Genomic DNA, 26,504 nt, shown 5'->3' on the forward strand with positions numbered 1-26,504 from the left:
CGGCCAGGCATGATCCGGTCCGTGCTGCAACCCGCACCCCGGCCAGGTTAAGCCTCGCGAAAGCTGGTCGGTTATGGCGCGCCGACCGCCCTGATTTGCGCCTGCAGCCTGGTCCTGGCTGCCAGGCTCCCTGCCAGCTGCATGTTCACCTCGTTCATATCCATCGGCGGCAAGGCCAACTGCTGGACCACCTGATCGGCAACTGCGGCATCGTCAAGGCGCTGGCGCACCGCATTACTGAGGCGACCGAAGAACTTGCTGGCCAATTCGTCGGCACTCGCCGACTGCTGATAGTTCACACCGGCATTCTCCGCCAGAGAGAACAAGGCAAATGCTACTGCCAAGCTGTCACTCGCTTGCTTCAGCAACTGCCCATAGGCATGACTGGCAGCTTCACTTGCAATAGCGTTCTTTGTGCTCAGGCAGTCTTTCGCAATCTCGGCCAACTCCAGCTCTACACGCGGCAGCTCGGCCGCAATCTCGCCCTCCATCGCCTCATATTCTTCAGCCAGCGAGAGTGCCGAACGCTCGTTGGCGCGCAACTTCTGAATATCGCGGGTAAGGTTGCCATCGGCATCGCGCAGCTTGATGCTCCATTGCTGGCGAGCAGCGGCGGCATCGCCCTTTGCTGCCAGCTTGGCGCGCTGCATCGTATCGACCTTAGCCACCAGGGCGCGCTTGCGCTGCACTGCGCTGGCCAACTGCTCGGCTAGCTCGTTCAGCCGCTGCCTGCTCTCCGATACTGGCACTGCTTCGGCCCCTTCGCAGGGTTGATTAGCCAGTTCGGTGGTGGTGTTGATGCTCTGGATGTCACTCATGTTGAATCTCCGTTTATTTACTGGGGGAGCTCGCCCGACACCGTGTCGGCGAGCTATGGGAAAGACAGCGCCGCTCATAAGCCGCTGTCGTGAACTTTGCGAGGGTCGAAGACGAAGACACGGATGGCCCCCAAGCCGGGGACACGTACGGTTTGGGACGGCCTGCCGTCAGCACTGCGCTTAAGCCAGCCGGCCTCAGCCAGCATGCGTGCGGCCAGGCGCACATCGAAGCCCGCACATAGCTCCCGTCTGAACGCCTCCTGCAGCACCAGGTATTCCGTCAATCCAACTTCATCAAAGCGTCGGAAACCTACGCGGTCGCGCACCGGCACCGCACCTTCAGGGCTGCGCAGCGGCTCCAGGCGGCTTTCGCCATGCGCCTCAAAGAACGCACGCACGCGCGAGAGTAGTTCGTCGGTGTCGGCACTGGCCGAGCCACCCCGACGTTGCAGCCAGGCCTTGAAGCACGTCGCCACGCCCTGGGTAGCTTCACCCTTGGGCCAGCCGGTAATGCGGTGACGACAGCTGCTGGCCAACTCCCCGGCAAAGGCGACAACAGCAAAGCGCTCGGCCACCCGGCGCACCTCCCCGGAGGCATCTTCGGGTACGTAGGTGGCCAGGAATCGGTCGGTGGATTCGCGCAGCTGGGCGGTCAGCGTCGGGCTGTCCTGCTGGGTGAGGTAACCCATCCAGAGCGGCCATGGTGCGCCGTAGGTGCGTGCGGCGGCGTCCTTGAGTAGAGCCGACAGCGCCGCTCCGTCGCTGGCATCGTGTAGGCGCTCAAACACGCCGTGCCCGCCCTCGGCCTCGGCTGGTACGTCGGCTAGGCGCACGGACTGGCCCGCCCGTGCCTGCTTGCCCACCTCGGCCATGTGCTGGGCCAGTCCGACCTCGCCAGCCGACAGGATCAGCACCCGCCAGCGTGCTGCCGCACGGGCCTCACCGGCCCGGTTGGCGCGGCTCTTGCCATTGCCGTTGGCCAGCAGGTAGGCGGCATCACCGGCCTGCTTGGGATCGATCTGCGCCAGTTCATCCAGAATGAGCGTGGCATCGTTGTGCAACACCGCCACGCCTTCCAGACCGTTGGCCGTGCTGCGCCACTCGCGGGCATATTCCGGGGGACCGACCACGCTGGCCGCCACGCGTAGCGCGGTGCTCTTGCCGCTGCTGCTGCCGCCGACCAGGTGGAACCCACCGCCTGTTGCGCCGGTGAAGTGCAGCAGCGGCCCGGCGAACATGGCTGACACCGCCAGCACCAGACGCGAGTTGTCCTGACAACGTCGGGCCACGTCGCGTCGCCAGTCATCCAGCGAGCCAACAGCCGCATAGTGATGCTGCAATCCACCGCTGTGCTGATAGACCAGCCGCTCCACGCCATTGCCGTAGCTTTCGCCATTGGGCAGTACGTAGCGGCCCTCATGCCAGCCCGGCACGGCGACGTTGCGCGCGCGGGTGTCGATGCGCTCCTGAATGATGTAGGCCAGCAGCCGCTGCATCGTGTTGCGGTGGGCTGACATTTCCACACCACCTGCGGCCAGCTGGCGCACGAACTCGCGCGGATCGCCGACCAACATTTCCGCAGGTGCCGCCCACTGGTGAGGATGGCCATCGGCGTCGGTCCAGGTCAGCAACCTCCCCCATTCCTCGCTCTGGCTGTTACGAGTCTTGGCCTCGACCTTCAACGGCGAGCAGACAAACACTGGCTCGGCCAGGTCACCATCCTCGGTGACGCCGACGTAGTACACGCCGCTCTCGTTGAGCTGGTAGTGCGCTCGCGCCGCACCGCCACTGGCACTGCCACTGGTGCAGTCAGCGGCGTCCTTGTTGCTCTTGGTCTTGCCCTTGGCGCCCTTGCGCACGGCGCGCTGAATCGAGCCGCGTACGGCGCCGGTACCAGCGTCCTTGGCGGCATCATTGAAATCGACAGAGGTGACGTTGCTCATGCACGGGGCTCCGGTGCCGCGTCGGCGCACTGCGCCTTCGGGATAAAGAGAGGGATCATCAGGAAGTAGCCTCATGGCGTGGCCGCGGCGGCATGGCCACGACCCCGCCCACGGCATCGGCGGCGCGCTGGGCGTTGGCTACGCCCGGATTGATGCCCAGCCGCGCGGCGGTGGCCGCGTCGTCATCGGCGCACACCACGATTACTGCCGTGGGGAATTTGGCGCGCAGCGCACAGGCCACCGGCTCCAGATTCCCTGCATCGAAGGCGACGGCGGTGGGATGGCCAGTGGCCTCATGGATGCTGGCGGCAGTGGCATAGCCTTCGGCGATACACACCACGTCGCTGATCGTGCGGCCCACGGCGTAGTACAAGCCACGCTTACGGCCACCGGCCAGGAAGCGCTTGCTGCCATCGGCGGCGATGGTTTGCAGGCTCCACAGCCGCCCCTGTGAATCGCGCAATGGCACCAAGAGCAGGCCATCCAGCTGCCGCAGACCGTGAACGCCCACGCCCTTGGCCATCAGGTAGGGGTGATCGGAGGCAGCGGCGCTGGCGCGCTGCCAGCGCTCTCGCGCCTGCTGCCGGGCCACAGCCTGGCGCTGGGCACGCTCGGCCTGCTGCTGCCGCTGTGCGCGCACCACGGCCTCGCGCAGCATCGCGCGGTCGGCCTCGCTCAGCGCCTCGCTTCCAACTTCGCACCAGGACTCATTGAGTCCGGTCTTCCAGTTGCCGTAAGCACCGGCCTGCGGCGGGCCTGCGTGCAGCACATACCAGCCGCTGCGCTGACCGCTGCCATCGCCCTCGGCGCGTACACGCCGCAGACGGCCATCTGGCACCGCCGTATCCAGCATCAGCCCTGCCGCGCGCAGGATGGCCAGGAAACCGTCAGGCCGCATCATCGTCGGCCTCCAGCTGGCTGCGGTGCTTGGCGCTGGCCACCACAGTGGCCAGATCCTCATGCACATAGGCGGCGCTGAACGCTACAGCGTCAAACGGCACCGCCATGCGCTCATCAACGCTTGCCAGCAGCAGCGCGGCCGAACGCGCGCGCTCCAGGCGATTGAAGCTGTCCTCGCTGATCCAGTAGCCAAAGGGCATGCGTGCGGCCGTGGGCGCGGGCGCTTGCGGCGGCTCGGCAGCGGCCTGCTTTGCTTGCAGGTCTTCCAGCTGCAAGGCCATGCCTCTATCAAATTGCGCCTGCGACTGCGCAGGTGCAAACAACGACAGGCGCACGCGCACCCGCGCCGCAACGGTAGCCAGCTCCACGCAATCGCGCTCCAGCGGCCACAGCAGACGCTCGCGCAGGCGGTCCTCCAACGGATGGCCTTCCAGCGCTTGATCCAGTTCGTCACTGAGAGCGGCAAGACGACGCGACGCCTTGCTGTGGAGCCGCTCAATGCGACGGGCTACCTCGACAATAGTGGCGGTACGCTCGGTATCGAACCAGCTATCGGTGATAGTGGCGCTTAGCGCGCCATCGGCCACGCCCGGCACGCGGGAAACACTCACGGTATCAACGTTCATGCAGCCGCCTCCGCATCACGGACCATGGCCAGCAGCTGCCCCACGGGCAGGGATTCCAGTGCACCAGGGCGGCGTTCCAGCGCGGTGACCAGTTGCGACAGCGTAGCCATCGGCATCGCGTGAATGCGCTGCAACTGGCGCGCGGCGCTGAACAGGTCATGCGTGGCCGCATCGTCATTGATGGCAGCGGCATTCAGGGAGAGAGCGTTCATCGCGCAGCCTCCTGCACGGTGGTCGCGATGGCGTGCTGCACCTCGCCCAGCGTCAGCGCTTCGGGAACCTTGCCGGTGGCGTCCAGGCGCACGGAGAGCGCCAGCCAGCGGGAATGGTCCCAATCGAGGGTGTCGGCGATGTCGCCAAAGTGATGGGCAATGCGAACGGCGAAGCGCGAAGGCGCGGCCAGGGTGTCGTGAGACATGGCTGATTCCTTGTGTAAGTTGGAATCCGCCGCCTCGAGACCAATCGAGGTGACGGACGGTACGCGGTTGGTCTGCCGGCACAAGGACCGGTGGGGCCGAAGCCCCCCGCGCACCGCCCGCCGTAGAACTGGCAAGCAATCGCCCGCGACAACACGGCAGGCAATAAAAAAGCGCCGTGCATCGAACGATTGGCGCTGGTGCGCCTTGTGGTTCGGGAGACCAATCCCGGTCGCCGATTGTGCGGCGACGGGGCAATGCTGCATCGGATGAGCCGGTGCTGTCAACACGCGCGTCATCGCCGCGTGCTGCGCTTGGCGCGCGGTGCTTCAGTGGCGTTCTCACTGAGCGCGCGGCGTTCTGCCGAATCGCTGAGGGGCAGGCAAATCTCGGCACTCGGGCAGACGCTTGGCACATGCGTGCGCACGATCTCGGTGTAGGCCGAGAACGTGTGACCGCACAGCGCATTGCGGCACTGGAGCACGGATTCGCGCAGCAGTTTGGAATGCAGCACGCTGGTGCGCACGATGGCAGGCGTATCGCAATGCGGGCAGCGCAGGAAGGCTCTTGAACTGGTCATCGCAATGCCTCAGCAGTCAGTGGTGGAACGGCTACCCGCGACACCGCGCGAGAGTGCAATGCGGCCGCCTTGCGCAGTCCGGCTCTGGGAGAAGTTCAGCGCGAGATTCGGCTGTGCCACAGCCGTTCGCAGATGCTCAGCCAGGAACTTGGCTTCTGCCGGGCTCAAGGTGAACTTCTGATCGGAGATGGTCAGGACGATGGTGTCTTTCATGGCTGCGCTCGCAGGTGGGTATCGGGAATGTGGGTGGCAATCCACGCGTCCACGTCCGACTCCAACCAGACAGTTACGCGCGGGGAAAGGGGGATCGATGCGGGGAACCGGCCGCGCTTCATCAGCCAGTACAGGTGCGAGCGGGAAATGCCGGTGCGACTGAGCACTTCGGGCTTGCGCAGGAAGCGTTCACCGCGTGCGGCGTCAGGCCGGGAATGATCGGCAGGCTGACCAGGTGCGGTCGCCTGAGGGGCTGGGGAACCAAGCATGTGAAAGGTCGCGGGGCTGACGTTTCGTCAACCGCCGCCCTGTGTTGTGGGCTTGGTTAGAAGGCTAGAGACAGCTGCCGCTCAACTCACGCAGCTCGATGTGTAGGGAAAATTTTTACAGTATTTTGTAAAATTACACATGACGAATCCCCCTTGACGGCGCAACCTTGCGCCGTTCCAGCCAACTGGCGGGAGCTTACAAGCGAGAGCAGCAGTCAGGCCGCTCGACTGGTTGCGCAGGACAAACGGACGCGCCTGGCAATCTGCTGATCCAGGCCAGTAGCGCAAAATGTGCGATGAGCGAACTATCGACTACTGGCGGGTTGGGTCTGGTCATCGGCCGTCATGGCGACCGCTCGGCGACCTTCAAAGCAACCCGCTGGCCGGAAAGAGGCTGCGGCAGAGCCATTCAATCGGCGCGCGCCATCGACCCGCATGTGTCTAACACGGATCGATAGGGCGCCGATGTAACCAGCGTAACCAGCTGTAACCAGTGAATGCGGCGCTCCGACGATGGACGCAACCGAATGATTTACAAGACATTTCGCAGCGGTGTAACCAGTGTTACCGCTGTAACCAGAAAAAAAAGTAAGTCAGAAATGAAAGATGGAAGAACGGGAGGTCAGCGGGAGGTCCTCAGCCCGTCCAGATAGTCCGCCCAGGCCTGCATCATTTTCGCCCGTTCGACCAGGTGAGCCGTACGGTTGTATGCCCGTCCGTTTGGATCACGCACGGCGTGTGCTAGCTGGTGCTCGATGTAGTCCGGACGGAAACCCAGCACCTCATCCAGCACAGTTCGCGCCATAGCGCGGAAGCCGTGCCCGGTCATCGTGTCAGAGTCGTAGCCAAGGCGACGTAGCGCTGCGTTGATCGTGTTCTCGCTCATCGGGCGCCCCTTGCCGCGCATACTGGGGAACACGAACTCTTTCCGTCCTGTCAGCGGGTGCACCGACCTAAGTATCGCTACAGACTGCGAAGCCAGAGGAACAACGTGCGATTGGCCAGTCTTGCTTGCCGCAAAGCGCCATTCGCAACTTTCAAGGTCGATATCCGCCCATCGCGCACGACGAAGCTCACCGGGACGCACGAAGACCAGGGGCGCCAGGCGCAATGCAGCCATGACAATCGGCGAACCTTGGTAGCCGTCCATTGAGCGCAACAGGTCAGCAATCAGTTTGGGCTCCGTCATGCTAGCGAAGTGGCGCGCCTCGGGTGGAGCAAGTGCGCCTTTCAGATCTTCTGCCACATTCCTGTCTGCGCGGCCTGTCGCTATCGCGTATCGGATTACTTGGCTGACCAGCATCCGCGCCCGATGTGCTGTTTCGACAGCCCCCCGCCCTTCGATCTTGCGCAGCGTCTCCAACAGTTCACGTGCTGTGATCGCTGCAATGGGTCGTTGGCCGATGTAGGGCGTCAGATCCTTTTCGATCAAGCGTGTCTCTCGCTTCACCGACCCGGCAGACAGCTTCTTGGCTCTCATCGCCAGATGTTCACGCGCCAGCGCCTCAAACGTGTTGGTGGCCAGTTCCAGGCTGGACACCTTCTGCGCCTTGCGCTGCTCACCGGGATCAACACCTTCCGCCAACAGCTTTCGCACAGCAGCATGGCGCTCGCGCACAGATGCCAGGCTGACCTCTGGATAGGTGCCAAGCGACAGCGTGTTGCGCTTGCCGGTCACAGGACGCCGATAGTCCCAGCGCCACCATCTGGCGCCATCAGGTTTCAGCAGGAGGTACAGACCTCCACCGTCTCGCAGCTTCTGCACGACAGCGGTTGGCTTGGTCTTGCGAATGGCGGTATCGGTCAATGACATGTTGGCGGTAACAGATATGTAGCGGGTGGAGGTTACCGCCAAAGATACCGCCAGAGAAGCCTGGATTCTGCTGGATCAAGTAGGACTCAATCAGACGCAAAAAAGGCCGAAACCCCTGTTTTTTCAGGATATTTCAGCCTTCATAGGACGACATAGGATCATCAGTTGGTGGGCCCATCAGGATTCGAACCTGAAACCAAGGGATTATGAGTCCCCTGCTCTAACCGTTGAGCTATAGGCCCGGCACAGCTTCACAGTGTAGTGGAGGCCGCGCTCGATCGGCTACCCGGTAGCATCAAGAGTCTCAGCAACGCGCCCCAATCGCTTCTCCGCCACTTCCGCGAACCACTCCAGCCGCCGCAAGTGGGCGTGGAACAGCGCCACCGTCCTCCTGACCTCTTCCAGCCCAATCTGGTTGCCACCGCCGAAGCCAGCAAGCAGTCCGGCACCCGACTGTGTCAGCAATGCCAACGTCGCTCGTCGGGCGAACCCCAGTGGGTCCTCGCGCTCATCACGCAGCACATCGTCCCAGTCCAACAACGGGGGAAAGTCGCAGCCACGCGTATCCGAGCCACCCCAGCCGCACCCACCGTCAATCTCCGTCAGCCCCATACTCACTCTCCTACGATTCGTCGAACCTCTTCCGCCTCCTGTTGAGAGAGGCGACCGGGTGCTTCAACACGGTCGTAGGGCCGCCCGCAGCTTTCCCCTTGCAGGGTCTTGTATGGCTGCGCGCCACCCGGCCAGAAACCCTTGGGCTCACCGGAATGGCGAGAGTTGCGGTTTGACCTTGGATTGCCTGCTGTTGCGGCAGACAGTCCGCCTACGACGGTGTGTTGAGCACCTGCGGAGGACTGTGTGGAAGGAAGGCTAGAGGCTTCAATTGGTGAATGCGACATTGCGCGCGCTTGCCACTCCCCATTCGACTACTCATTTCATTGAGGCACCTGGGGTTTCGGCTGAATGACCACTTCCCCCGGCAGCGAATCGTGGCGAAGGCCTCAACGATTCTCAAGCCAGTTGCGTCACAAGGCTCAGCAATGAGGCCTGTGCGCGTTCACGTGCGTAGCCGGATACGTCACCGCGAACAGCAGCCGAGCATGGCTCGGCTCTACAGGAGAGAGCAAGCAAAGCACACGCCATCCCAAAAAGAAAAACCCCGCGCCAGGCGGGGTTTCTCTCAACGCTTCAACAGCCGCTGGATATCAATCGATATCCAGGAAGCTGCGCAGCTGCTCCGAGCGGCTCGGGTGACGGAGCTTGCGCAGGGCCTTCGCTTCGATCTGGCGGATGCGCTCGCGGGTCACGTCGAACTGCTTGCCGACCTCTTCCAGCGTGTGGTCGGTGTTCATGTCGATGCCGAAGCGCATGCGCAGCACCTTGGCTTCCCTCGGGGTGAGGCCGGCCAGCACGTCGCGCACGGTTTCAGACAGGTTGATGTTGGTGGTGTTCTCGATCGGGGACTCCACGTTGGTGTCCTCGATGAAGTCGCCCAGATGGGAATCCTCGTCGTCGCCGATCGGGGTTTCCATCGAAATCGGCTCCTTGGCGATCTTCATCACCTTGCGGATCTTGTCTTCCGGCATGTCCATTTCCTTGGCCAGCTCCTCCGGCGTAGCCTCGCGGCCGTACTGCTGGAGCATCTGGCGGGAAATGCGGTTCAACTTGTTGATCGTCTCGATCATGTGCACCGGAATACGGATGGTGCGCGCCTGGTCGGCGATCGAGCGGGTGATCGCCTGGCGGATCCACCAGGTGGCGTAGGTCGAGAACTTGTAACCGCGACGGTACTCGAACTTGTCCACGGCCTTCATCAGGCCGATGTTGCCTTCCTGGATCAGGTCGAGGAACTGCAGGCCGCGATTGGTGTACTTCTTGGCGATCGAGATCACCAGGCGCAGGTTGGCCTCGACCATTTCCTTCTTGGCCTTTCGCGCCTTGGCTTCACCGTAGGCCATGGCACGGCTGATTTCCTTCAGCTCTTCCAGGTCCAGCTGGGTCAGCTTCTCGATGTCGATCGTCGCCTGCTGTTCGGCGATGATCTGGTCCTTCACTTCGCGCAGGGCCGAAGACCACTTCTGCTTGCGCTTCAGTGCGTCTTCCACCCACTCCAGGTTGGTCTGGTTGCCTTCCCAGGAGCGGATGAAGTCCTTGCGCGGCATGCGGGCGGTGACGGTGGCCAGGTTCAGCACGCGGCGCTCATGGGCCTTGATCGACGCCATGGTGTCGCGCAGCTGCTTGGTCAGCACGTCGGTCAGCGGCAGCGGCAGCTTCAGGGTGACGAACACCGCCGACATCTCTTCGCGCAGGCGCGGCAGGTTCTTCTTGTCGCCCTTGGTCGCGGCCTTCCTGAAGGCGTTGAAGGCATCGCTCAGCGCCTGCATGCGCGCAGCGACTTCCTCCGGATCCGGACCGGTCGGCGCGGCTTCTTCATCGCCACCCTCGACATCATCGTCCTCATCCTCGTCGCCTTCGGCATCGGCATCGCTGCTGTCATCGGCAGCGGCCGCCGGCGGCGCCGGCTCTTCGTCGACCAGGTCGTTGAAACCGACGATCACTTCGGCCAGGCGCTTCTTGCCTTCCTTGTGGGCTTCGTAGTCGGTCAGCAGCGACTCGACCGAGACCGGGAACTGGCCCAGGGCGGCCTGGACCTGCGAAAGGCCTTCCTCGATGCGCTTGGCGATGGCGATTTCGCCTTCGCGGGTCAGCAGCTCGACGGTGCCCATTTCGCGCATGTACATGCGCACCGGGTCGGTGGTACGGCCACCTTCGGTGTCGAGCGCGCTCAGCGCGGCGGCAGCTTCCTCGGCCGCGGTGTCATCGACTTCGCGGTTGCCGGTGTTGCCATCGTTGAGAAGCAGGGTTTCCACATCCGGCGCAACTTCATGGACATCGATGCCCATGCCGTTGATCATGCCGATGATGTCTTCGATCTGTTCCGGGTCGACCATGTCGTCCGGCAGATGGTCATTGACTTCGGCGTAGGTCAGGTAGCCCTGTTCCAGGCCCTTGCTGATCAGTTGCTTGATTTCGGATTGGGCAGGACGTTCGTTGGCCATGTAGTGCTCGCGCCACCGGCTAGGGAGAAATAGGGAACGTAGCATTATACCAGCCCGGGGCCCCGCCTGCCGGGCGGTGGTCCCGGCGGCCTAGGGCCTGAGAAGGAAGGTCACGGGACCGTCATTGACCAGGCTGACGACCATATGGGCACCAAATCGGCCCGTTTCCACCCCTGGAGCGTGATTTTCACGACAGATCTCGACAAATCGATTGAACCCGCGTTCAGCCTCGTCCGGTGGCGCGGCGCTGGTGAAGCTCGGGCGCATGCCCGAACGGGTGTCGGCCGCCAGGGTGAACTGGCTGACCAGCAGCAGGCCGCCACCAGTGTCGCGCAGCGACCGGTTCATCTTCCCGGCCTCGTCGGCGAACACCCGGTAGCCCAGCAGGCGCTCGGCCATCCGCCGCAGCTGGGCCTCGGTGTCACCCGGCTCCATGCCGACCAGGGCCAGCAGGCCGGGGCCAATCTGGCCCACCGCCTCGTCATCGACATGGACGGCAGCCTGGCTGACACGCTGGATCAGGACGAGCATCGTAGGCTTCCAATGAACAGGGCCGGCCACGATAGCAGCGCCCTTGGCTAAACTGGCGCCGATGAATCCGCAACGCAAAGCCCGGCTGGTCTACCGCGCCACCACCCTGTTCGCCCGCCTGCCCTGGCCGCTGCTGCGGGGGCTCGCGCGCGTCCTGGCGTGGACCTGGGTCCGTCTCAATGCCCGTGAAAGCCGCGTCACCCGGCGCAATCTCGAACTGATCTATCCGGAACTGGACGGCGCTGCACGCGACCGCCTGCACCGTGAACTGCTGCGCTCCACTGCGCTGCAGGCCATCGAGACCCTGCGCCTGTGGAGCCAGGAACCGGCCGACAACCTGCGCCTGCACCTGAAGCAGCGCCACGGCGAAGCCCTGTACGACGCGGCACTGGCCAGTGGCAAGGGCGTGATCGTGGCCGCCCCGCACTTCGGCAACTGGGAGCTGCTGAACCAGTGGCTGGCCTCGCGCGGTCAGATCGCCATCGTCTACAAGCCACCGGAGGACGAGGCCAGCGATGCCTTCCTGCAGTTGGTGCGGGGCGGCCAGAACGTGCAGCAGGTGCGCGCCGAAGGCCCGGCCGTGCGCCAGCTGTTCAAGGTGCTCAAGGACGGCGGTGCCACCGGCATCCTGCCCGACCAGCAGCCCAAGGCCGGCGACGGCGTGTTCGTGCCGTTCTTCGGCGTGCAGGCGCTGACCATGACCCTGGTCAACCGGCTGGCCGAGCGCACCGGCGCTACCGTGCTGTATGGCTGGTGCGAGCGCATTGGGCCGGACATGGAATTCGCCCTGCATATCGAAGCGACCGACCCCGCCGTGGCCGACCCGGACCCGCAGGTGGCCGCCACCGCGCTCAACGCCGGCATCGAGCGCATCGCCCGCCGCGACCCGGCGCAGTACCAGTGGACCTACAAGCGCTATACGCTGCGGCCACCGGGCAGTGGCGAGGAAGACCCCTACGCGACCGAAGAGCATCCCCACTGACGGCCGCTCCACCCAGGTCCCCGGCCCCTGCGACCGGCGGCCGCACCACGTTGAATACGACGCCGGCGCCCCCATAGAGACTGCGATGTCCGCCTCCCCCGGTCCTGCCATGCCCGCTGCTTCTTCCCTGTTCGGCGACCCCGCCGCGATCCGCTGCGAACGCGCGGTGGCCGAACTGCGTGCCGGCCGCCCGGTGCTGCTCCACGATGGCCAGGGCCAGCGCCTGGCGGTGATCGCCCTGGACAGCGCCACCGCGAGCAGCTTCGCCGCCTTCGCCGGTGCCGCGCGCGAGCGCCACTACCTGTTCCTGACCGCCACCCGCGCCCGCGTGCTCGGCGTGGAGGCTCCGGAAGGCGCGCGCCTGCCGCTGGCCGGCATTGCCTTCGATGCCCTGCCCTCGCTGGGCTACCTGCGCGAGCCCGGCCCGATGCCGGACGGCTGGAGCGCCGGTGACGCCTTCGATGCCGGCGCAGTGGAACTGGCCCGCCTGGGCCTGCTGCTGCCGGCAATGGTGGCCGTGCGCCTGGATGCCGATGACCGCACCTTCGATGGTGCCGCCGAGGTGGCCCTGTGCGACCTCGCCGAAGGCGCCGCGCATGCCGCCCACGATTACGAACTGGTGGCGCGTTCGCCAGTGCCGCTGCGCGACGTCGGCATGACTACCTTCGCAGTGTTCCGTGGCGGCGTGGCCCAGCGCGACCAGGTCGCGATCATCGTCGGCGAACCGGATCTGTCGGCGGTGGTGCCGGTACGCGTGCACTCCTCGTGCCTGACCGGCGACCTGTTCGGTTCACTCAAGTGCGACTGCGGCGACCAGCTGCGGCGCGGCCTGCGCAAGCTGAAGGAACTGGGCGGCGGCGTGCTGCTGTACCTGGACCAGGAAGGCCGCGGCACCGGCATCGCGGCCAAGATGCGCGCCTACGGCTACCAGCACGATGGCCTGGACACCATCGATGCCGATGCACAGCTGGGCTTCGGCGCCGACGAGCGCCGCTACGGCAGTGCGGTGGCGATGCTGCATGGCCTGGGCATTTCGCGCGTGGCCCTGCTCAGCAACAACCCGACCAAGGCACAGCGCCTGCGCAACGCTGGTATCGAGGTGCTGGACTGCATTCCGGTCACCGGCGAGATCACCGCCGAGAACGAGCATTACCTGCGCACCAAGGCTGATCGCGCAGGCCACATGCTGGACGTGGACGCGCTGATCCAGGCTGCGCAGTAACGCAGCCGACCTGCTACCGTCTGCGCGGTGCGGTTTCGGCCGCCATCGCCCGCCCTGCCACCTGACGGAGCCCGCGTGACCGACGTCCCCCTGCCTTCCCCACCCACCGATGCCTGGCAGTCGCTGCCACAACGCGCCGCCCGCCTCGCTGCACTGGAAGGTGCTTTCGGCGGCCTGTTCGTGCCGGGCCTGCCACTGGCTGCGGCCGCCTGGTTTCTAGATCTGCCCGGCGGCCTGTGGACGGCTGCTACCGGACTGTTGATCGGCATTGCCTTCGGTGCATGGCTGGGCCGTCGGCGCTTGACCCGCACCCGCTGGCGGTTGGATGCACAGGGCCTGGGCCTGCGCCGCGACCTGATGTGGCAGCTGGAAACGCGCATTCCCATTTCGCGCGTGCAGCACCTGGACCTGCGTCGTGGTCCGCTGGAACGCCGCGCCGGCCTGGCCACGCTGATCGTGCACACTGCCGGGACCCGCATGAGCGCAGTGACCGTAAGCGGCCTGGATGATGCCGACGCCGAGCGCCTGCGCGACACCCTGTCGCATCAGCTCGACCAGGACGCCGACGCCCTGTGAGCCAGCCACCGCCCCTGCCCGCGTCGCTGCCCAATGGTGGCGAGGATCATCGTCTGCACCCGTGGTCATGGCTGTTCGTGCTGCTGATGCAGCTGCGCCACTACTTCCTGCCGCTGGTCGCGCTGCTGGTGTTCGGCCAGCGCGGCGACCGCGATCCGATGTGGGCACAGTTGATCCCGCTGTCGGCGATTGCCGCGCTGGTGCTGGTATCGGTGCTGCAGTACCTCAGCTACCGCTACCGCATCGGCAACGATGCGATCACCGTGCGCAGCGGGCTGCTGGCGCGCAACCGCCGCGAGATCCCGTTCGCCCGCATCCACAACGTGGAAGTGCGGCAGAACCCGTTGCACCGGCTGTTCGGCGTGGCCGAGCTGCGCCTGGAATCGGCCGGCGGCGTGCGCCCGGAAGCGGAGATGCGCGTACTGAAGCTGGACCAGGCGCTGGCGCTGGAACGATTGGTGCGCCAGCGTGGGCAGGCACCGCAGGCCGCTGACGTTGTCGCCGCCCCCTCGGTCACCGGGGCCGACGCCGAGCACGTGCTGCTGCGCCTGTCGAGCTGGGACGTGGTGCGCATGGGCCTGCTCTCCAACCGGGGTTGGGCACTGGCGATTGCCGCGTTCGGTGTGCTGTTCCAGACCGTGCCGCGGCCGGTGATGGACGCGGCCATCCAGCGTGGCGGCCAGGAAGCCTTCGGTTATGCCAGCCACCTGCATCCCGGCGTGGCCGGCGCCTTCCTGCTGCTGGCTGCCGCGTTGCTGCTGGGCTGGCTGGGCTTGCGAGTGCTTTCGGTGGTGCTGACCCTGTTGCGTTATCACGGCTTCACGCTCAGCGAGCAGGATCGCCGCCTGACCGTGTCGGCCGGCCTGCTCAGCCGCACCCGCAGCAGCGTGGCGCGTCGCCGCATCCAGGCCTGGACGCTGCGCGAAAGCACCCTGCATCGCTGGTTCGGCCTGCGCCAGCTGCGCATCGACAGTGCTGCAGGCGGCCCCTCGCGCGATGAGGACCGCGCCCTGCGCGAGCTGGCGCCGCTGGCAACCCAGGAGCGCTGCACGCAACTGGTGCAGCACCTGCTGCCACAGCTGCAGTGGCCTCCGAAGCAATGGCAGTCCATTCCGCAGCGTGGCTGGTGGCGGCTGTGCCTGGGGGCGCTGCTGCTGGTCCCCCTGCTGGCCGCAGCCGCCTACTGGCGCTGGGGATCATGGGGCCTGGTCGTGCTGGCCTGGCTGCCGGTGGCGCTGGTGGTGGCACATCGGCAGATGGCGCGCATGGGCTGGTATCTGGATGACCACTACGTGGCCGTGCGCGGCGGTTGGTGGAAGCGCTGGTGGCGCTGGGCCGAGCTGGACAAGGTGCAGGGCCTGCGCCTGCTGCGCTCGCCGCTGGACAAGCTGCTGGGAACCAGCAGCCTGCAGCTGGATACCGCCGGCGCGCATGGCGATGTGGCGTTGACCCTGCACTACCTGCCGCAGGCGCACGCGCAACATGTGATGGATCAACTGGCGGCGGCGCTGGCACGGCGCAAGCTGCGCTGGTGAGGGTGCACCGCGCATCCACGCATGGCGTGGATCTACTGTAGAACCGAGCCCATCAGCGCTGCGACGGGCCCCAGTACCCCAGGTCCTTGCGGATCTGCAGGTCGCGCACCCAGCTGCCGAATGGCTTGCGCCGCAGCGCGCCCATTTCACCGGACAGGAAATCCTCGGTAGCCGCAATCACCCGCTCACTGGAGCGGCCATCGCGATACGGATGGATGGCGTCGGCGTAGCGCACGATCTCCGCCTGCAGCGCGGCGTCCGGATGCAGCGCACGCTGCAGCATCGCCGGCAGCTGCGCCGGGTCGTCGAAGTCGATCATGTGCGGCTTGGGCACGCGGTTGCGGAAGGTCACCACGGGCTTGTGCTGGACGATGAACTCCGAAACGATCGACGAGGTATCCGACACCAGCACGTCGGCGGCGCGTTGCGCGGCCATCACCTGTTCGGGCTCGATGAAGCGCGCATTGGCACCGGCCAGCGCGCGGTAGCGTTCGAACAACTCCGCTGGGCACTTCGGGTGCAGGGTCAGCAGCCAGTAGCGGTTGCCCTCGGCAATGTCGGCAGCAATCTGCGCAAGCAGGTGCGGGGCCGCGCTGAGCCGCTCGGTGAAGGTCGAACCAAACAGGATCACCGCACGGTCGCCGGCCGGCGCGCGCAGCGCGGCGCTCTCGCCGCCATCGTCGCGGAACAGCGGATCCAGCTTCGGCCAGCCGGTCTCGGCCACCGCGAAGTGGCCCTGCAGGGCGGCGATCTCACGGAACGGCCCGGTGGTGGCCGGCCCCTGCGTGCAGTAGAGGTCGAACATGCCACGCACCCGGAAGTGGCCGCGCGCACTGTCCCGCTTCTCCACGTTGAAGCCATGGAACAGCTGCACCTTGGCGCCAGACAGGAAGGTCGGCACCCAGTTGGCGGCACTGAACACGGCACGCGGCCGCATTGCCAGGGCCTGTTTGAGGCCGATGGTGGGCACCCCGGGCAGGTGGCTGCCGGCGGCGCCGCCCTCGAACCAGGCTGCCACCTCCTGCCCGGAGGCGTGCAAGGCCTGCGCCAACGGGGCGAGAATAGGCAGCGCATAGCGCTCCGTCGCAAACAACAGGTACCCGGCCATCATGTCCTCCACGACCGCTCCCATCGAACGGCCTCGCATCTCGGCCTGCATTATCGCGTTCAACGAGGCCGGCCGCATCGGCGACTGCCTGGCCTCGCTGGCCTTCTGCGACGAGATCATCGTCGTGGACTCGTACTCAACCGATGCCACCGTGGCCATCGCCGAGGCCGCAGGCGCCCGTGTGCTGCAGCGCCCGTTCGATGGCTTCCGCAGCCAGAAGGCCTACTGCGTCGAGCAGGCCCGCCACGACTGGGTGCTGTGCCTGGACGCCGATGAGCGGATCAGCCCGGAACTGCGCGCGGCCATCGAGCAGGTCCGCGACGGCGGCTTCGCCGGCCATGCTGGCTACCGTTTCGCGCGCCTGTCGGAGTACTTCGGCAGATTCCTCCGCCATGGCAATGCCTACCCGGACCGGGTGATGCGCCTGTTCGACCGCCGCCGCGGCGGCTGGCGCGGCAAGCGCGAGATCCACGAGGCGGCCAGCGTCGACGGCAGTGTCGGTACGCTGCGCGGTGACCTGGTCCACTACCCGTACCGCTCGCTGCAGCAGCAGCTGGCCAAAACGGAGAAGTACGCGCGGATGATGGCCGAGCATGAGTTCGCGCGAGGCAAGCGGGCCACGCTGGGCAAGCTGGTGCTGGCGCCGGCCTGGCGGTTCTGGCGCGGCTTCGTGTTCCGCGGTGGTTTCCGCGACGGCTGGCACGGCCTGGTCTACGCCTACGTGCGCGCCAACTACGTGCGCCAGAAGACCATCATGCTGTGGATGCTGGGCAACGGCCAGGCCGTGGCCGACCCGCCGAACCCCTGATCGCCGGGCCCTGCCCGGCGCGCCGACGCATCACGTCCCGGTGACTGCCCGGTGGCGCGCGCCTTCGACGATCGCCAGGCCGGTCAACAGGCCGACCAGAGTCACGTAGAAGCTGGCCGTCATCTGGTGCGCGAACATCGACTGGGTCAGGCCGCACAGCGCGTAGGTGATCACCAGCATGACGCCGGCTGCGGCCGGCCCACGGAAGGTCGGCCGTCCGCTGCGGCGATGCAGGCGCACGAACAACCACAGCGGGATGCCGTACACCGCCAGCAGCAGAAGCAGGCCCGGTACGCCCTGGGTCGCCGCCCATTCGGCCACGTCGTTGTGTGCATGCCCCAGGTGGCAGCGCAACTCTTCCGGGTTCTCCCGGCAGACCGGCACGCGCTGCATCGCACTGTCGAAATGACCGATGCCAACACCTACCAGCGGGTGATCGAGGAAAGTCTCCCAGGCAACCTGCAGGCGCTCCACGCGGGCACCGGCGGAGGAATCACTGTCGCCCAGCTCCATCCGCTGCACGTCGCTGTGCAGCTCGCTCAGGCGGACCTGGTGGCGCAGCTCCGGTACCGACAGCAGCAACGTCGCACCGATCGCCAGCATGCCGGCCAGCACCGACAGGCGCGCCGCACCGGTGCGCCAGCGCAGGCTCAGCGCCAGCACCACCAGCAGCGCCAGCAAGGCGGCGAACACACCGCGGCTGCCGGTCAGCACGATGGTGCCGCAGCCGGCGGCCATGCCGAGGATCACCAGCGACCAGCGCCGCGACGGGCGGCAGAACACCAGCAGCACCATCAACACCATCACGATGTCGGCCAGCACGATGGCATTGGTGAACAGCTCCGCGCGCGGGGCGCCGCCCAGCACCTGCCACAGCGACATCGCAAAGGTGGCGAGCAGGCCGGTCAATGACCCGTACCAGAGCCACCGCAGGTTGGGACGCAGCGCGCAGACCCACAGCGCGATCCATGGGATGACCACGAACCGCGAACGGTTGTCGACGTCACGCAGTCCCTGCTCGAACAGCACCACCGACAGCACGCCGAGCGCCAGAACCGCCAGCATCAGCCAGGCCAGTACCTTCACCGGCTGACCGGCCATGCCCCGCGCGCGCCACAGCAGCTCCGGCGCCAGCAGGGTGCTGAGCAGCAGCAGGAGACCATACGGCAACAGGTTGATCGGCACGGTCAGCACCAGTGCCGGCAGGCAGAACAGGCCCAGCTGGGCCAGCCCATGTGCTACCCCATGTCGCCCACCGACGGGAACGCCCAGCGGGTCGTCGGCCATGAGGTTCAGGTTGTCCGGTGAAGCTGGCACGTCGGGAAGTATCGCTGCAATCTGCTGGAAGAACGGGACGGACCAACGGGGCGTCCCAGCCTGCTGTTTTACTGCCTTTGGGCCCGCTTGGGCAGACTGGACAAGCGGAAATCGTGGTGGCTAGTCATGTTCCTGCAAACGCCGTCCACGTTCCCGCTCCTCCGCAGTGACCACGCAGGGCACCGTCACCGCCGCCGCCGGCACCAGCCACCAGCGCCGACGGTTGGCTACCCCGGCCAGTTCAGAGCGGTTGCGGTCAACGCACGACAGCATCGCGTACTCGTGCACGAGCAGCCAACGGCGTCCCGGTGCCAGCCGCTGCCAGCGCGCGGCCGCCACCAGCTGCTCGTCCCAGTCAGTCTCGAATCCGAAGGTCGCTGCGGGACGGTCGGCCAGCAGCAGATGCTGTTCCTTCCAGGCCACCAGCCCCAGCTCGGCATCGGGGCCCAGACGTGTACCGACCGTGCGCATCAGGCCACGGGCGGAACTGGAATCGTTCAGCAGCGGGTAGCCGACCAGGCTGTACAGCACCCAGACCACCGCCAGGGTCGACACCAGCGCACGCTGCCGGCGACGGCCACAGGCCAGCAGGCTCAATCCGCCCCACAGGCCCATCGCCAGGATCGTCCATGCCAGCGCGTCGACGGCCCCGGGCGCCAGCCCGCGGCTGTGGGTCAGGCGCAGCTCGAAGGCCGGGTCGCCCAGCAACGCCATCGCGCCGGCCACTGCCAGGCCAAGTGACAACAGGCCGGTGAACAGCCCCACCACGGCCTGCACGTCGCGCCGCTTCAGCAACCCCGGCAACAGCGGTGCCAGCGCCAGGCAGAACATCGGCAGCGCCGGCAGGATATAGACGTCGCGCTTGCCGGCGGGAATCGAGAAGAACAGCACCACCATCAGCCACCAGGCCAACGGCAGCAGATAGCGCGGGTCGTGGCGTTGCAGCCGGCGGCGCCAGGCCGGAATCGCCCAGGGCAGGGCCAGGAACGCCGGGATCCACATCAGCGGCATCGTTGCCAGGAAGTACCAGGCGGGCTGGTGGTGGTCCCAGGAATGGGTGTAGCGCCGCGCCGTCTGCTGGAACAGGATGTCGTCCATGTAGGCGCGGTACTCGTCCGAACCGGTGGCGAAGCCGGCCAGCAGCATCGGCGCCAGCCATAGCGACACCGCCAGCAGGAAGGCCAGCGGCGCCAGCCAGAAGCGCGCGTCGCGCGCGTGCAGGCCCACCCGCGGCCACTGCAGCGCCGCAGCGATTGCCGCGGGCACGATCATCAGCAGCGCCAGCATGCCCACGCCCTTGGTGATCACGCCGATGCCGGCGAAGAACCAGCCCAGCCACCACCAGCGCCAGGCGGGTCCCAGCAGCAGGTGGCGCAGCAGGCCGTAATTGGCCAGGGTGATGAACAGCAGCAGCAGTGGATCGATCTGCGCCTTCTTCGCCTGGAAGGTGAACTGCAGCGCGAACAGCAGCGCCCAGCCGGCATACAGCCCCACGCGCCGCGTCCACAGGCGTCGGCCCAGGTCGACCACGCACCACAGCGTGCCCAGCGCCGCCAGCAGCGACGGCAGCAGGAAGGCCACGCGCCACTGCCCGACCAGGCTGTACAGCGTGGCCTGCCACCACATCAGCATCGGCGGCTTGTCCGAATACAGCTCGGTCCCGCGGTGCGGGAACAGCCAGTGGCCGCTGTCGATCATCTGCTTGGCCACCAGCGCGAAGCGTGGTTCGTCGGACGGCCACGGATCACGAAGGCCCAGCCCGGCGCCCAGCACCAGCAGGGCCATCACCACGAACAACCACGTCTCGCGCGACGCGCGGGATTTCAGCATGGGACTCGGAACGTCAGCGGGGGTCAGGCTGTTTTTAGCAGACGCGCGTAAAAGAAACCGTCAGCATCGCTGTCACCCGGCAGTCGCTGGCGCGCGATCCCCTCGCAGTCCAGGCCGAATGTGTCATCCAGCAGCTGCGCCTGCGCGTCCGGATGCCACTTCAGGAAGGCCCGCACCTGATCGACGTTCTCGGCACGCAGGATCGAGCACGTGGCGTACAACAGCACGCCACCCGGGCGCAACATCGACCAGCAGGCCTCCAGCAGGCGGGCCTGCACGCCGACCAGCGCATCGATATCCTCGGCGCGGCGGTGGAACATCACGTCCGGCTGGCGGCGGATCACGCCGGTGGCCGAACACGGAGCATCCAGCAGGATGGCGTCGAACAGGGTGCCATCCCACCAGGCACCGGGGTCGCTGGCATCGGCCACCAGAGTCTGCGCGCCCTCTCCCACACCGGTGCGGGTGTAGGTATCGCGGGCACGCGCCAGGCGCCGCGCATCGATATCCAGCGCCAGCAGGCGCAGGCTCGGGTCACGTTCCAGCAGGTGTGCCGACTTGCCACCGGGCGCCGCGCAAGCGTCCAGCACGCGGGCGCCGGACGCCGGTGCCAGCGCGTCCGCCGCACATTGCGCCGACAGGTCCTGCACCGACAGCGCACCGTCGGCGAACCCCGGCAGCTGGTTCACCGCGATGGGCGCTGCCAGGCGCAGCGCGTCGGCGCTCAGCGGGCTGGCTTCGGCGGCAATGCCGGCCTCGGCCAGCGTGGCCAGCGCCTTGTCACGCCCCCCCTGCTGGCGGTTGGCACGCAGCCACAACGGCGCCGGCTGCAGGCTGGCAGCGAAGATCGCCTCCGCCTGGGCCGGCCAGTCGCGCTCGACGGCATCGGCCAGCCACTCCGGGAAGGCATCGCGCGCAGGCTGTTCCGGGAAACCCTCACGCTGCGCACGGCGCAGGATCGCGTTGACCAGGCCGGCCTGGCGCTCACGGCCCAGCGCGCGGGCGGCGTCGACCGTGGCCGACAGTGCCGCATGCGCCGGCAGTTCCAGCACATCCAGCTGGGCGAAGCCCACCATCAACAGGGTGCGCAGGTCAGCGTCGCGCGCCGACAGCGGCTTCTGCATCCACGACTGCAAGGCGGCGTCATAGGTACTGCGGCGGCGCAGGACCGCAAAGCACAGCGCTTCCAGCAGGGCGCGATCGCGACTGTCGCCCAGCTTGGGCAGCGCCCAGGCCAGTTCCGCCTTCAGCGAGCGGCCACGGGTGAACACCTGCGCCAGCACGCGTGCGGCCAGCATGCGGGTGGCCGCGCCCGGCGCCGCCTTGGCGACGGAGAAATCATTCTGCTTCGACACCGCTCAAGCCCCCACGTGCAGGTCGCGGCGGGCATTGAGGTAGTCGGCGGCAGTGATCGCCTTGCCACCTTCGCGCTGCAGCGTGCGCAGGCGCAGCGCGCCCTGGCCGCAGGCGATGTCGATGCCATCGCGGCTGGCCGCCAGCACCGTCCCCGGCGCCTGGCCATGGGCCAGGTCACGGGCGACCGCACCGTGGATGCGCACGCGCTCGCCGGCCAGCGTCGCTTCGGCGATCGGCCACGGATTGAACGCGCGCACGGTGCGCGCCAGTGCATCGGCGTCCTGCGCCCAGTCCAGCCGGGCTTCGGCCTTGTCCAGCTTGTGCGCGTAGGTCACGCCCTGCTCCGGCTGCGGCCGCGCGATCGGCTTGATGCCGGCACGCAGCAGGCCCAGGCCATCGGACAGCACCTGCGCGCCCAGTTCGGCCAGCTTGTCATGCAGCTGGCCGCCGGTATCGGTAGCGGCGATCGGCAGCTCCTGGTGCAGCAGCACCGGACCGGTGTCGAGGCCGGCTTCCATCTGCATCAGGCACACACCGGTGGTTGCGTCGCCGGCCTGGATCGCACGCTGGATCGGCGCAGCACCGCGCCAGCGCGGCAGCAGCGAGGCATGCACGTTCCAGCAGCCATGGGTCGGAATGGCCAGTACCGCCTTGGGCAGGATCAGGCCATAGGCCACCACCACCATCAGGTCCGGCTGCAGATCGCGCAGCTGCTGCTGGGCAGCCTCGTCCTTCAGCGATTCGGGCTGGTGGACCGGAATGCCACGGGCCACCGCCTCGAGCTTGACCGGCGACGGCGCCAGGCCACGGCCGCGGCCGGCCGGGCGATCAGGCTGGGTATAGACGGCCACGACCTCGTGGTGGCGCGCCGCGGCGCGCAGCGACGACACCGCGAATTCCGGCGTACCGGCAAAGACAATCCTCATGGCTACCCCACTTGCAGGATGGATTCGTGCAGGAAAGAAAACGGCGCCGTCGGCCGGCGCCGTACAGCCCGCGCGCGTCGCGCAGGCACGGGCCACCCGAAGGGCGGCCCGGATGGGCGATCACGCCACGTGCTTGCGCTGCTTGGCCAGCTTCTTGCGCACCATCTCGCGCTTGAGCGGCGACAGATAGTCGATGAACAGCTTGCCATCCAGGTGGTCCATCTCGTGCTGGATGCAGGTGGCCAGCACTTCACCAGCCTCCAGCTGCTGTTCCTGGCCGTTGCGGTCCAGGTACTTCACGGTGATGGTGTCGGCGCGGGTCACGTCGGCGAAGATGCCCGGAACCGACAGGCAGCCCTCCTGGTACACCCGGCCCCCGTCCTTGGCGACGATTTCCGGGTTGATGAACACATGCGGTTCATTCTTCTCTTCGCTGACATCGATGACCATGAAGCGCTTGTGCACGTCCACCTGGGTGGCGGCCAGGCCGATGCCCGGCGCGTCGTACATGGTCAGGAACATGTTGTCGATCAGCTCCTGGAAGGCCGGCGTGGTGACTTCGGCGGCTTCGATCAACGCAGCCTTGGTACGCAGGCGCGGATCGGGGAACTCGAGAATGGGGAGAAGGGCCATGGCTGTTTCCGGATAGGGGGCCGGCACGCCGGCATACGTCGCAGATTCTAGCTCCAACGCTTGCCTTGCGCCCCGGTTTCTGGACTATAGTGCGCGGACCTGTTGGGGAATCAGGGCTTCACACCTATGTTGCTTCGTTTTCGTACGGTCGTCGCCGCGGCGATGCTGACCGTGGCTGCCTATGCTACCGCCGTGGAAGTGAATGGCGGGCACCCGGACACCTATGTGGTCCGAAAAGGGGATACGTTGTGGGATATCGCCGCACGTTTCCTGCAGAAGCCTTGGCTGTGGCCGGAGATCTGGCAAGCCAATCCGCAGATTGCCAACCCGCACCTGATCTATCCAGGTGACGTGCTGAGCCTGGCCTACCTGGACCGGGTGACCGTGTCCCAGGCCGGTCCGCGCCAGGAGGCCCCGATCGACGCCATTCCGCTGGCCCAGGTCGAGCCGTTCCTGAAGCAGCTGAGCGTTGTCGACAGCGTCAAGCAGCTGCCCTACGTGGTCGGCCTGGAGGACAACCGCCTGCGCGCGTCCGGCGGTGACACCGTCTACGTACGCCTGGCCGATGCCCAGGTGGGCCAGCGCTGGGCCGTGGTACGCCCGACCGTGCGGTACGCCCAGCCCAAGCCGACCGAGGACCTGACCGCCAATGGCGACGTCACCCCCGGCAGCGGAAACCTCTGGAAGGCCTACAACGCGCCCAACGCGCGCCGTGGCGTGCTGGGCTACGAGCTGGCCCAGGTCGCCACCGGCACCATCACCCAGATCGGCGGCGGCAAGGTCGAGGCCTCCACGCTGGTGCTGGACAAGAACGTCGGCGGCCGCGAAGTGCGCGCCGGCGACCGCCTGGTACCGGTCGAGGCCAGGCCGTACGACCTGCAGTTCGTGCCCCACGTGCCCGCCGCGGGTGTCGAAGGCGTGGACGTGCGCGTGCTGGCGGTCACCGACATGTTCACCGCCGGTGGCCCGCGCGATGTGATCGCGATCTCGGCCGGCCGTGCCCAGGGCGTGGACAACGGCACCGTGTTCTCGCTGTGGCGCCCGGGCCGTCATGTGGCGCACCGCATGAAGTACCCGACCTCCTCGCGCATGGACGACTCGCTCAGCACCGGTGCGGGCCGGGTCTCGCTGCCGGACGAGTATGCCGCGCATGCGATGGTGTTCCGCACCTTCGACAACGTCAGCTACGCGCTGGTGATGCAGGGCGTGAAGCCGGTGCAGGTGGGCTACAACGCGCTGCACCCGGACGCGAAGTAACGGTTGTCGGGCTGCCCCGGCCACCGCAGGGAGTGCCGGCCGCTGGCCGGCAGGCATCTCCGGCAAAACCTGACAACCACATGCGAAGGCGCCCTAGGGCGCCTTCGTTGCATGCGGTCGATAGTGGGGAATGACCACGCATGCACATGAGGCGCTGCTGCGCCTGCTGATGGCGGGAGGCGCACTGGCGCCCCGACGGGCCCTGCTGCAGGCCGCAGGCGGTGCGCAAGCCGCCATCGCGCAAGGCACCGCGAACTGGCGCGCGCACGGTTGCACGCCGGAGCAGTGCGCCGCGCTGGAACGCCCCGATACCCGGGCCTGGGCAGCCGCCTGGCGTTGGCTGGAGCAGGACAACCATCACCTGCTGCCCTGCATCGACCCGGCCTTTCCGCCATCGCTGCTGGAGGTGCCCAATCCGCCGCTGGCCCTGTTCGTGGCCGGTGACCCCAGCCTGGCCTGGCGCCCATCGGTTGCGCTGGTGGGCAGTCGCTCCCCCACCCCGGGTGGGCGGGCACTGGCCGCACGTTTTGCCGGCTGCTTCGTCGAAGCGGGCCTGGCGGTGACCAGTGGCCTGGCCGCAGGCATCGATGCGGCCGCGCACCAGGCCACGCTGGAGGCCGGCGGCTGCACCGTGGCGGTGATCGGTACCGGCCCTGACCGGGCCTATCCGGACAGCCACGCCCGGCTGCAGGCACGGATCGCCGCCGAAGGCGTAGTGCTCAGTGAGTATCTGCCGGGCACGGCTGCCCGCCCCGGCCACTTCCCCGCGCGCAACCGGCTGGTGGCCGGGCTGGCGCTGGCCACCGTGGTGGTCGAGGCCGCCCAGCGTTCGGGCGCGCTGATCACTGCGCGCCTGGCCGCCGAGGCAGGCCGGGAGGTCTGTGCCCTGCCCGGATCGGTGCTCAACCCGCGCGCGGCCGGCTGCCACCGGCTGATCCGTGAGGGCGCGGCGCTGGTCGAGCGCCCCGAGGAAGTACTGGAACTGCTCGCCCCCGCCCTCCGCCAGCAACTGCCGGGCTTGCAATCACGGCTGGCCACCCCCACTGAACAGGCACCGCCGGCACTCCTGCCGGCGCGCTGGGCCGACGACCCTGACTACCAGCGCTTGTGGAGGGCCCTGGACCACAACCCAAGCGGTATGGATTCACTGATCACGCGCTCTGGATTGACGGCGTCACAGGTGTCCTCCATGCTGCTGGCCATGGAACTGGCGGGAATCGTGGTGTGCGTACACGGCCGCTACTGTCGAACTCCCTAGTTTCTTCACCTCCACAGCGTCGCGCGACGCAGGCCGAGGGGCAATGAAAGAGAGCATCCTGGACGTACTGTTGTACCTGTTTGAACACTATTTCAGCGAAGATGCGGACCTGATCCGTGACCGCGATTCGCTCCAGAACGGTCTGATCCAGGCCGGTTTCAGTCCCACCGAGATCAACAAGGCGTTCGACTGGCTCGATGCCCTGGCCGCGCAGCGGCCGAGCGTGGCCCAGGCGCGGGTCGATGGCCCCGTGCGCATCTACCATGGCCCCGAGCTGGACAAGCTGGACGTGGAATGCCGCGGCTTCCTGCTCTACCTGGAACAGCACGGCATCCTCGACGCCGACCAGCGCGAGCTGGTGCTGGACCGCGCGATGGCCCTGGACCAGGACGAACTGGACCTGGACGACCTGAAGTGGGTCGTGCTGATGGTGCTGTTCAACCAGCCCGGCTCTGAAGCGGCCTATGCCTGGATGGAGACGCAGATGTTCATGGACGAGCCAGAACCCCTGCACTGACCGTACACTTG

At 66.9% G+C, this 26,504-nt stretch carries 26 protein-coding genes and 1 tRNA gene; 8 read left to right on the plus strand and 19 right to left on the minus strand.

All coding sequences use genetic code 11. The features are described 5' to 3' along the window. Window positions 1-71 precede the first annotated feature (71 nt). The 13 genes from B9Y82_RS16265 to dtd all read right to left on the minus strand — a co-directional run bounded on the left by B9Y82_RS16265 (window position 72) and on the right by dtd (window position 11,168). Window positions 72-818, minus strand: coding sequence for a hypothetical protein (locus B9Y82_RS16265; protein WP_100474035.1), 747 nt, complete (start codon window positions 816-818; stop codon window positions 72-74). Between the two features lie 74 nt (window positions 819-892). Beyond that, on the minus strand, window positions 893-2,761 hold the full coding sequence (locus B9Y82_RS16270; protein ID WP_100474036.1) for a DUF927 domain-containing protein: 1,869 nt from the start codon (window positions 2,759-2,761) through the stop codon (window positions 893-895). 58 nt (window positions 2,762-2,819) lie between these two features. Then, complete coding sequence (locus tag B9Y82_RS16275) at window positions 2,820-3,662, minus strand: toprim domain-containing protein (protein WP_100474037.1); 843 nt, start codon at window positions 3,660-3,662, stop codon at window positions 2,820-2,822. Continuing rightward, window positions 3,649-4,287: a hypothetical protein gene (locus B9Y82_RS16280; protein WP_100474038.1), complete on the minus strand. Its 639-nt coding sequence runs from the start codon at window positions 4,285-4,287 to the stop codon at window positions 3,649-3,651. Before B9Y82_RS16280 ends, B9Y82_RS16275 begins: the two co-directional genes overlap by 14 nt. Next, window positions 4,284-4,499 (minus strand): hypothetical protein, encoded by a 216-nt coding sequence (locus B9Y82_RS16285; RefSeq protein ID WP_100474039.1) that lies wholly within the window; start codon window positions 4,497-4,499, stop codon window positions 4,284-4,286. The genes B9Y82_RS16280 and B9Y82_RS16285 overlap by 4 nt, the downstream gene beginning before the upstream one ends. Continuing rightward, window positions 4,496-4,705: a hypothetical protein gene (locus tag B9Y82_RS16290; RefSeq protein ID WP_100474040.1), complete on the minus strand. Its 210-nt coding sequence runs from the start codon at window positions 4,703-4,705 to the stop codon at window positions 4,496-4,498. Before B9Y82_RS16290 ends, B9Y82_RS16285 begins: the two co-directional genes overlap by 4 nt. A 293-nt stretch (window positions 4,706-4,998) precedes the next feature. Beyond that, window positions 4,999-5,283, minus strand: coding sequence for an ogr/Delta-like zinc finger family protein (locus tag B9Y82_RS16295; protein ID WP_080353451.1), 285 nt, complete (start codon window positions 5,281-5,283; stop codon window positions 4,999-5,001). A gap of 9 nt (window positions 5,284-5,292) precedes the next feature. Further along, window positions 5,293-5,496, minus strand: coding sequence for a hypothetical protein (locus B9Y82_RS16300; RefSeq protein ID WP_049453498.1), 204 nt, complete (start codon window positions 5,494-5,496; stop codon window positions 5,293-5,295). Continuing rightward, window positions 5,493-5,765, minus strand: a complete 273-nt coding sequence (locus B9Y82_RS16305) for a helix-turn-helix transcriptional regulator (RefSeq protein ID WP_081284528.1) — start codon at window positions 5,763-5,765, stop codon at window positions 5,493-5,495. The genes B9Y82_RS16300 and B9Y82_RS16305 overlap by 4 nt, the downstream gene beginning before the upstream one ends. Before the next feature lie 622 nt (window positions 5,766-6,387). Then, complete coding sequence (locus tag B9Y82_RS16310) at window positions 6,388-7,578, minus strand: tyrosine-type recombinase/integrase (RefSeq protein WP_100475260.1); 1,191 nt, start codon at window positions 7,576-7,578, stop codon at window positions 6,388-6,390. A 166-nt stretch (window positions 7,579-7,744) separates the two neighbouring features. Continuing rightward, window positions 7,745-7,820 (minus strand) — tRNA-Ile (locus B9Y82_RS16315). Window positions 7,821-8,783: 963 nt separating this feature from the next. After that, on the minus strand, window positions 8,784-10,637 hold the full coding sequence (gene rpoD, locus B9Y82_RS16325) for an RNA polymerase sigma factor RpoD (RefSeq protein WP_100474042.1): 1,854 nt from the start codon (window positions 10,635-10,637) through the stop codon (window positions 8,784-8,786). A 90-nt stretch (window positions 10,638-10,727) separates the two neighbouring features. Continuing rightward, window positions 10,728-11,168: a D-aminoacyl-tRNA deacylase gene (gene dtd / locus B9Y82_RS16330; protein WP_049401012.1), complete on the minus strand. Its 441-nt coding sequence runs from the start codon at window positions 11,166-11,168 to the stop codon at window positions 10,728-10,730. 61 nt (window positions 11,169-11,229) lie between these two features. Here dtd and B9Y82_RS16335 point away from each other — a divergent pair, with 61 nt between their 5' ends. From B9Y82_RS16335 to B9Y82_RS16350, 4 genes are all read left to right on the plus strand, one after another. After that, window positions 11,230-12,150, plus strand: a complete 921-nt coding sequence (locus tag B9Y82_RS16335) for a lauroyl acyltransferase (RefSeq protein ID WP_100474043.1) — start codon at window positions 11,230-11,232, stop codon at window positions 12,148-12,150. Window positions 12,151-12,235: 85 nt separating this feature from the next. Next, complete coding sequence (gene ribA, locus B9Y82_RS16340) at window positions 12,236-13,372, plus strand: GTP cyclohydrolase II RibA (RefSeq protein ID WP_100474044.1); 1,137 nt, start codon at window positions 12,236-12,238, stop codon at window positions 13,370-13,372. 75 nt (window positions 13,373-13,447) lie between these two features. Continuing rightward, window positions 13,448-13,948: a PH domain-containing protein gene (locus B9Y82_RS16345; protein WP_100474045.1), complete on the plus strand. Its 501-nt coding sequence runs from the start codon at window positions 13,448-13,450 to the stop codon at window positions 13,946-13,948. Continuing rightward, window positions 13,945-15,483: a PH domain-containing protein gene (locus tag B9Y82_RS16350; protein WP_100474046.1), complete on the plus strand. Its 1,539-nt coding sequence runs from the start codon at window positions 13,945-13,947 to the stop codon at window positions 15,481-15,483. The genes B9Y82_RS16345 and B9Y82_RS16350 overlap by 4 nt, the downstream gene beginning before the upstream one ends. Window positions 15,484-15,535: 52 nt before the next feature. On the opposite strand, the gene B9Y82_RS16355 is transcribed toward B9Y82_RS16350, so the two are convergent. After that, window positions 15,536-16,594, minus strand: coding sequence for a CDP-glycerol glycerophosphotransferase family protein (locus tag B9Y82_RS16355; RefSeq protein ID WP_100474047.1), 1,059 nt, complete (start codon window positions 16,592-16,594; stop codon window positions 15,536-15,538). On the opposite strand from B9Y82_RS16355, the gene B9Y82_RS16360 reads away from it, so the two are divergent. Further along, window positions 16,593-17,399, plus strand: a complete 807-nt coding sequence (locus B9Y82_RS16360; RefSeq protein ID WP_100474048.1) for a glycosyltransferase family 2 protein — start codon at window positions 16,593-16,595, stop codon at window positions 17,397-17,399. The genes B9Y82_RS16355 and B9Y82_RS16360 overlap by 2 nt on opposite strands. 30 nt (window positions 17,400-17,429) lie before the next feature. Here B9Y82_RS16360 and B9Y82_RS16365 read toward each other — a convergent pair whose 3' ends face one another. The 5 genes from B9Y82_RS16365 to def all read right to left on the minus strand — a co-directional run bounded on the left by B9Y82_RS16365 (window position 17,430) and on the right by def (window position 23,461). Continuing rightward, complete coding sequence (locus B9Y82_RS16365; protein WP_100474049.1) at window positions 17,430-18,686, minus strand: O-antigen ligase family protein; 1,257 nt, start codon at window positions 18,684-18,686, stop codon at window positions 17,430-17,432. A gap of 150 nt (window positions 18,687-18,836) precedes the next feature. Continuing rightward, window positions 18,837-20,546: an ArnT family glycosyltransferase gene (locus tag B9Y82_RS16370; protein ID WP_100474050.1), complete on the minus strand. Its 1,710-nt coding sequence runs from the start codon at window positions 20,544-20,546 to the stop codon at window positions 18,837-18,839. A gap of 23 nt (window positions 20,547-20,569) precedes the next feature. Beyond that, complete coding sequence (gene rsmB / locus B9Y82_RS16375; RefSeq protein ID WP_100474051.1) at window positions 20,570-21,901, minus strand: 16S rRNA (cytosine(967)-C(5))-methyltransferase RsmB; 1,332 nt, start codon at window positions 21,899-21,901, stop codon at window positions 20,570-20,572. A 3-nt stretch (window positions 21,902-21,904) separates the two neighbouring features. Beyond that, window positions 21,905-22,828, minus strand: a complete 924-nt coding sequence (gene fmt, locus B9Y82_RS16380; RefSeq protein WP_100474052.1) for a methionyl-tRNA formyltransferase — start codon at window positions 22,826-22,828, stop codon at window positions 21,905-21,907. Window positions 22,829-22,948: 120 nt separating this feature from the next. Further along, window positions 22,949-23,461 (minus strand): peptide deformylase, encoded by a 513-nt coding sequence (gene def / locus B9Y82_RS16385; RefSeq protein WP_008267110.1) that lies wholly within the window; start codon window positions 23,459-23,461, stop codon window positions 22,949-22,951. Window positions 23,462-23,587: 126 nt separating this feature from the next. On the opposite strand from def, the gene B9Y82_RS16390 reads away from it, so the two are divergent. From B9Y82_RS16390 to B9Y82_RS16400, 3 genes are all read left to right on the plus strand, one after another. Then, the gene (locus B9Y82_RS16390) at window positions 23,588-24,718 is read left to right on the plus strand and encodes a LysM peptidoglycan-binding domain-containing protein (protein WP_100474053.1); all 1,131 of its coding nucleotides are present in this window, start codon (window positions 23,588-23,590) and stop codon (window positions 24,716-24,718) included. A gap of 130 nt (window positions 24,719-24,848) precedes the next feature. Further along, on the plus strand, window positions 24,849-25,976 hold the full coding sequence (gene dprA / locus B9Y82_RS16395) for a DNA-processing protein DprA (RefSeq protein WP_100474054.1): 1,128 nt from the start codon (window positions 24,849-24,851) through the stop codon (window positions 25,974-25,976). Window positions 25,977-26,019: 43 nt separating this feature from the next. Continuing rightward, window positions 26,020-26,493 carry a DUF494 family protein gene (locus B9Y82_RS16400; protein WP_005419622.1) on the plus strand — a complete coding sequence of 158 codons (474 nt, stop codon included), beginning with the start codon at window positions 26,020-26,022 and terminating at the stop codon, window positions 26,491-26,493. Window positions 26,494-26,504 lie beyond the last annotated feature (11 nt).

Origin of the sequence: Stenotrophomonas maltophilia, assembly GCF_002799155.1 — a bacterium.
GTDB lineage: Bacteria > Pseudomonadota > Gammaproteobacteria > Xanthomonadales > Xanthomonadaceae > Stenotrophomonas > Stenotrophomonas maltophilia_R.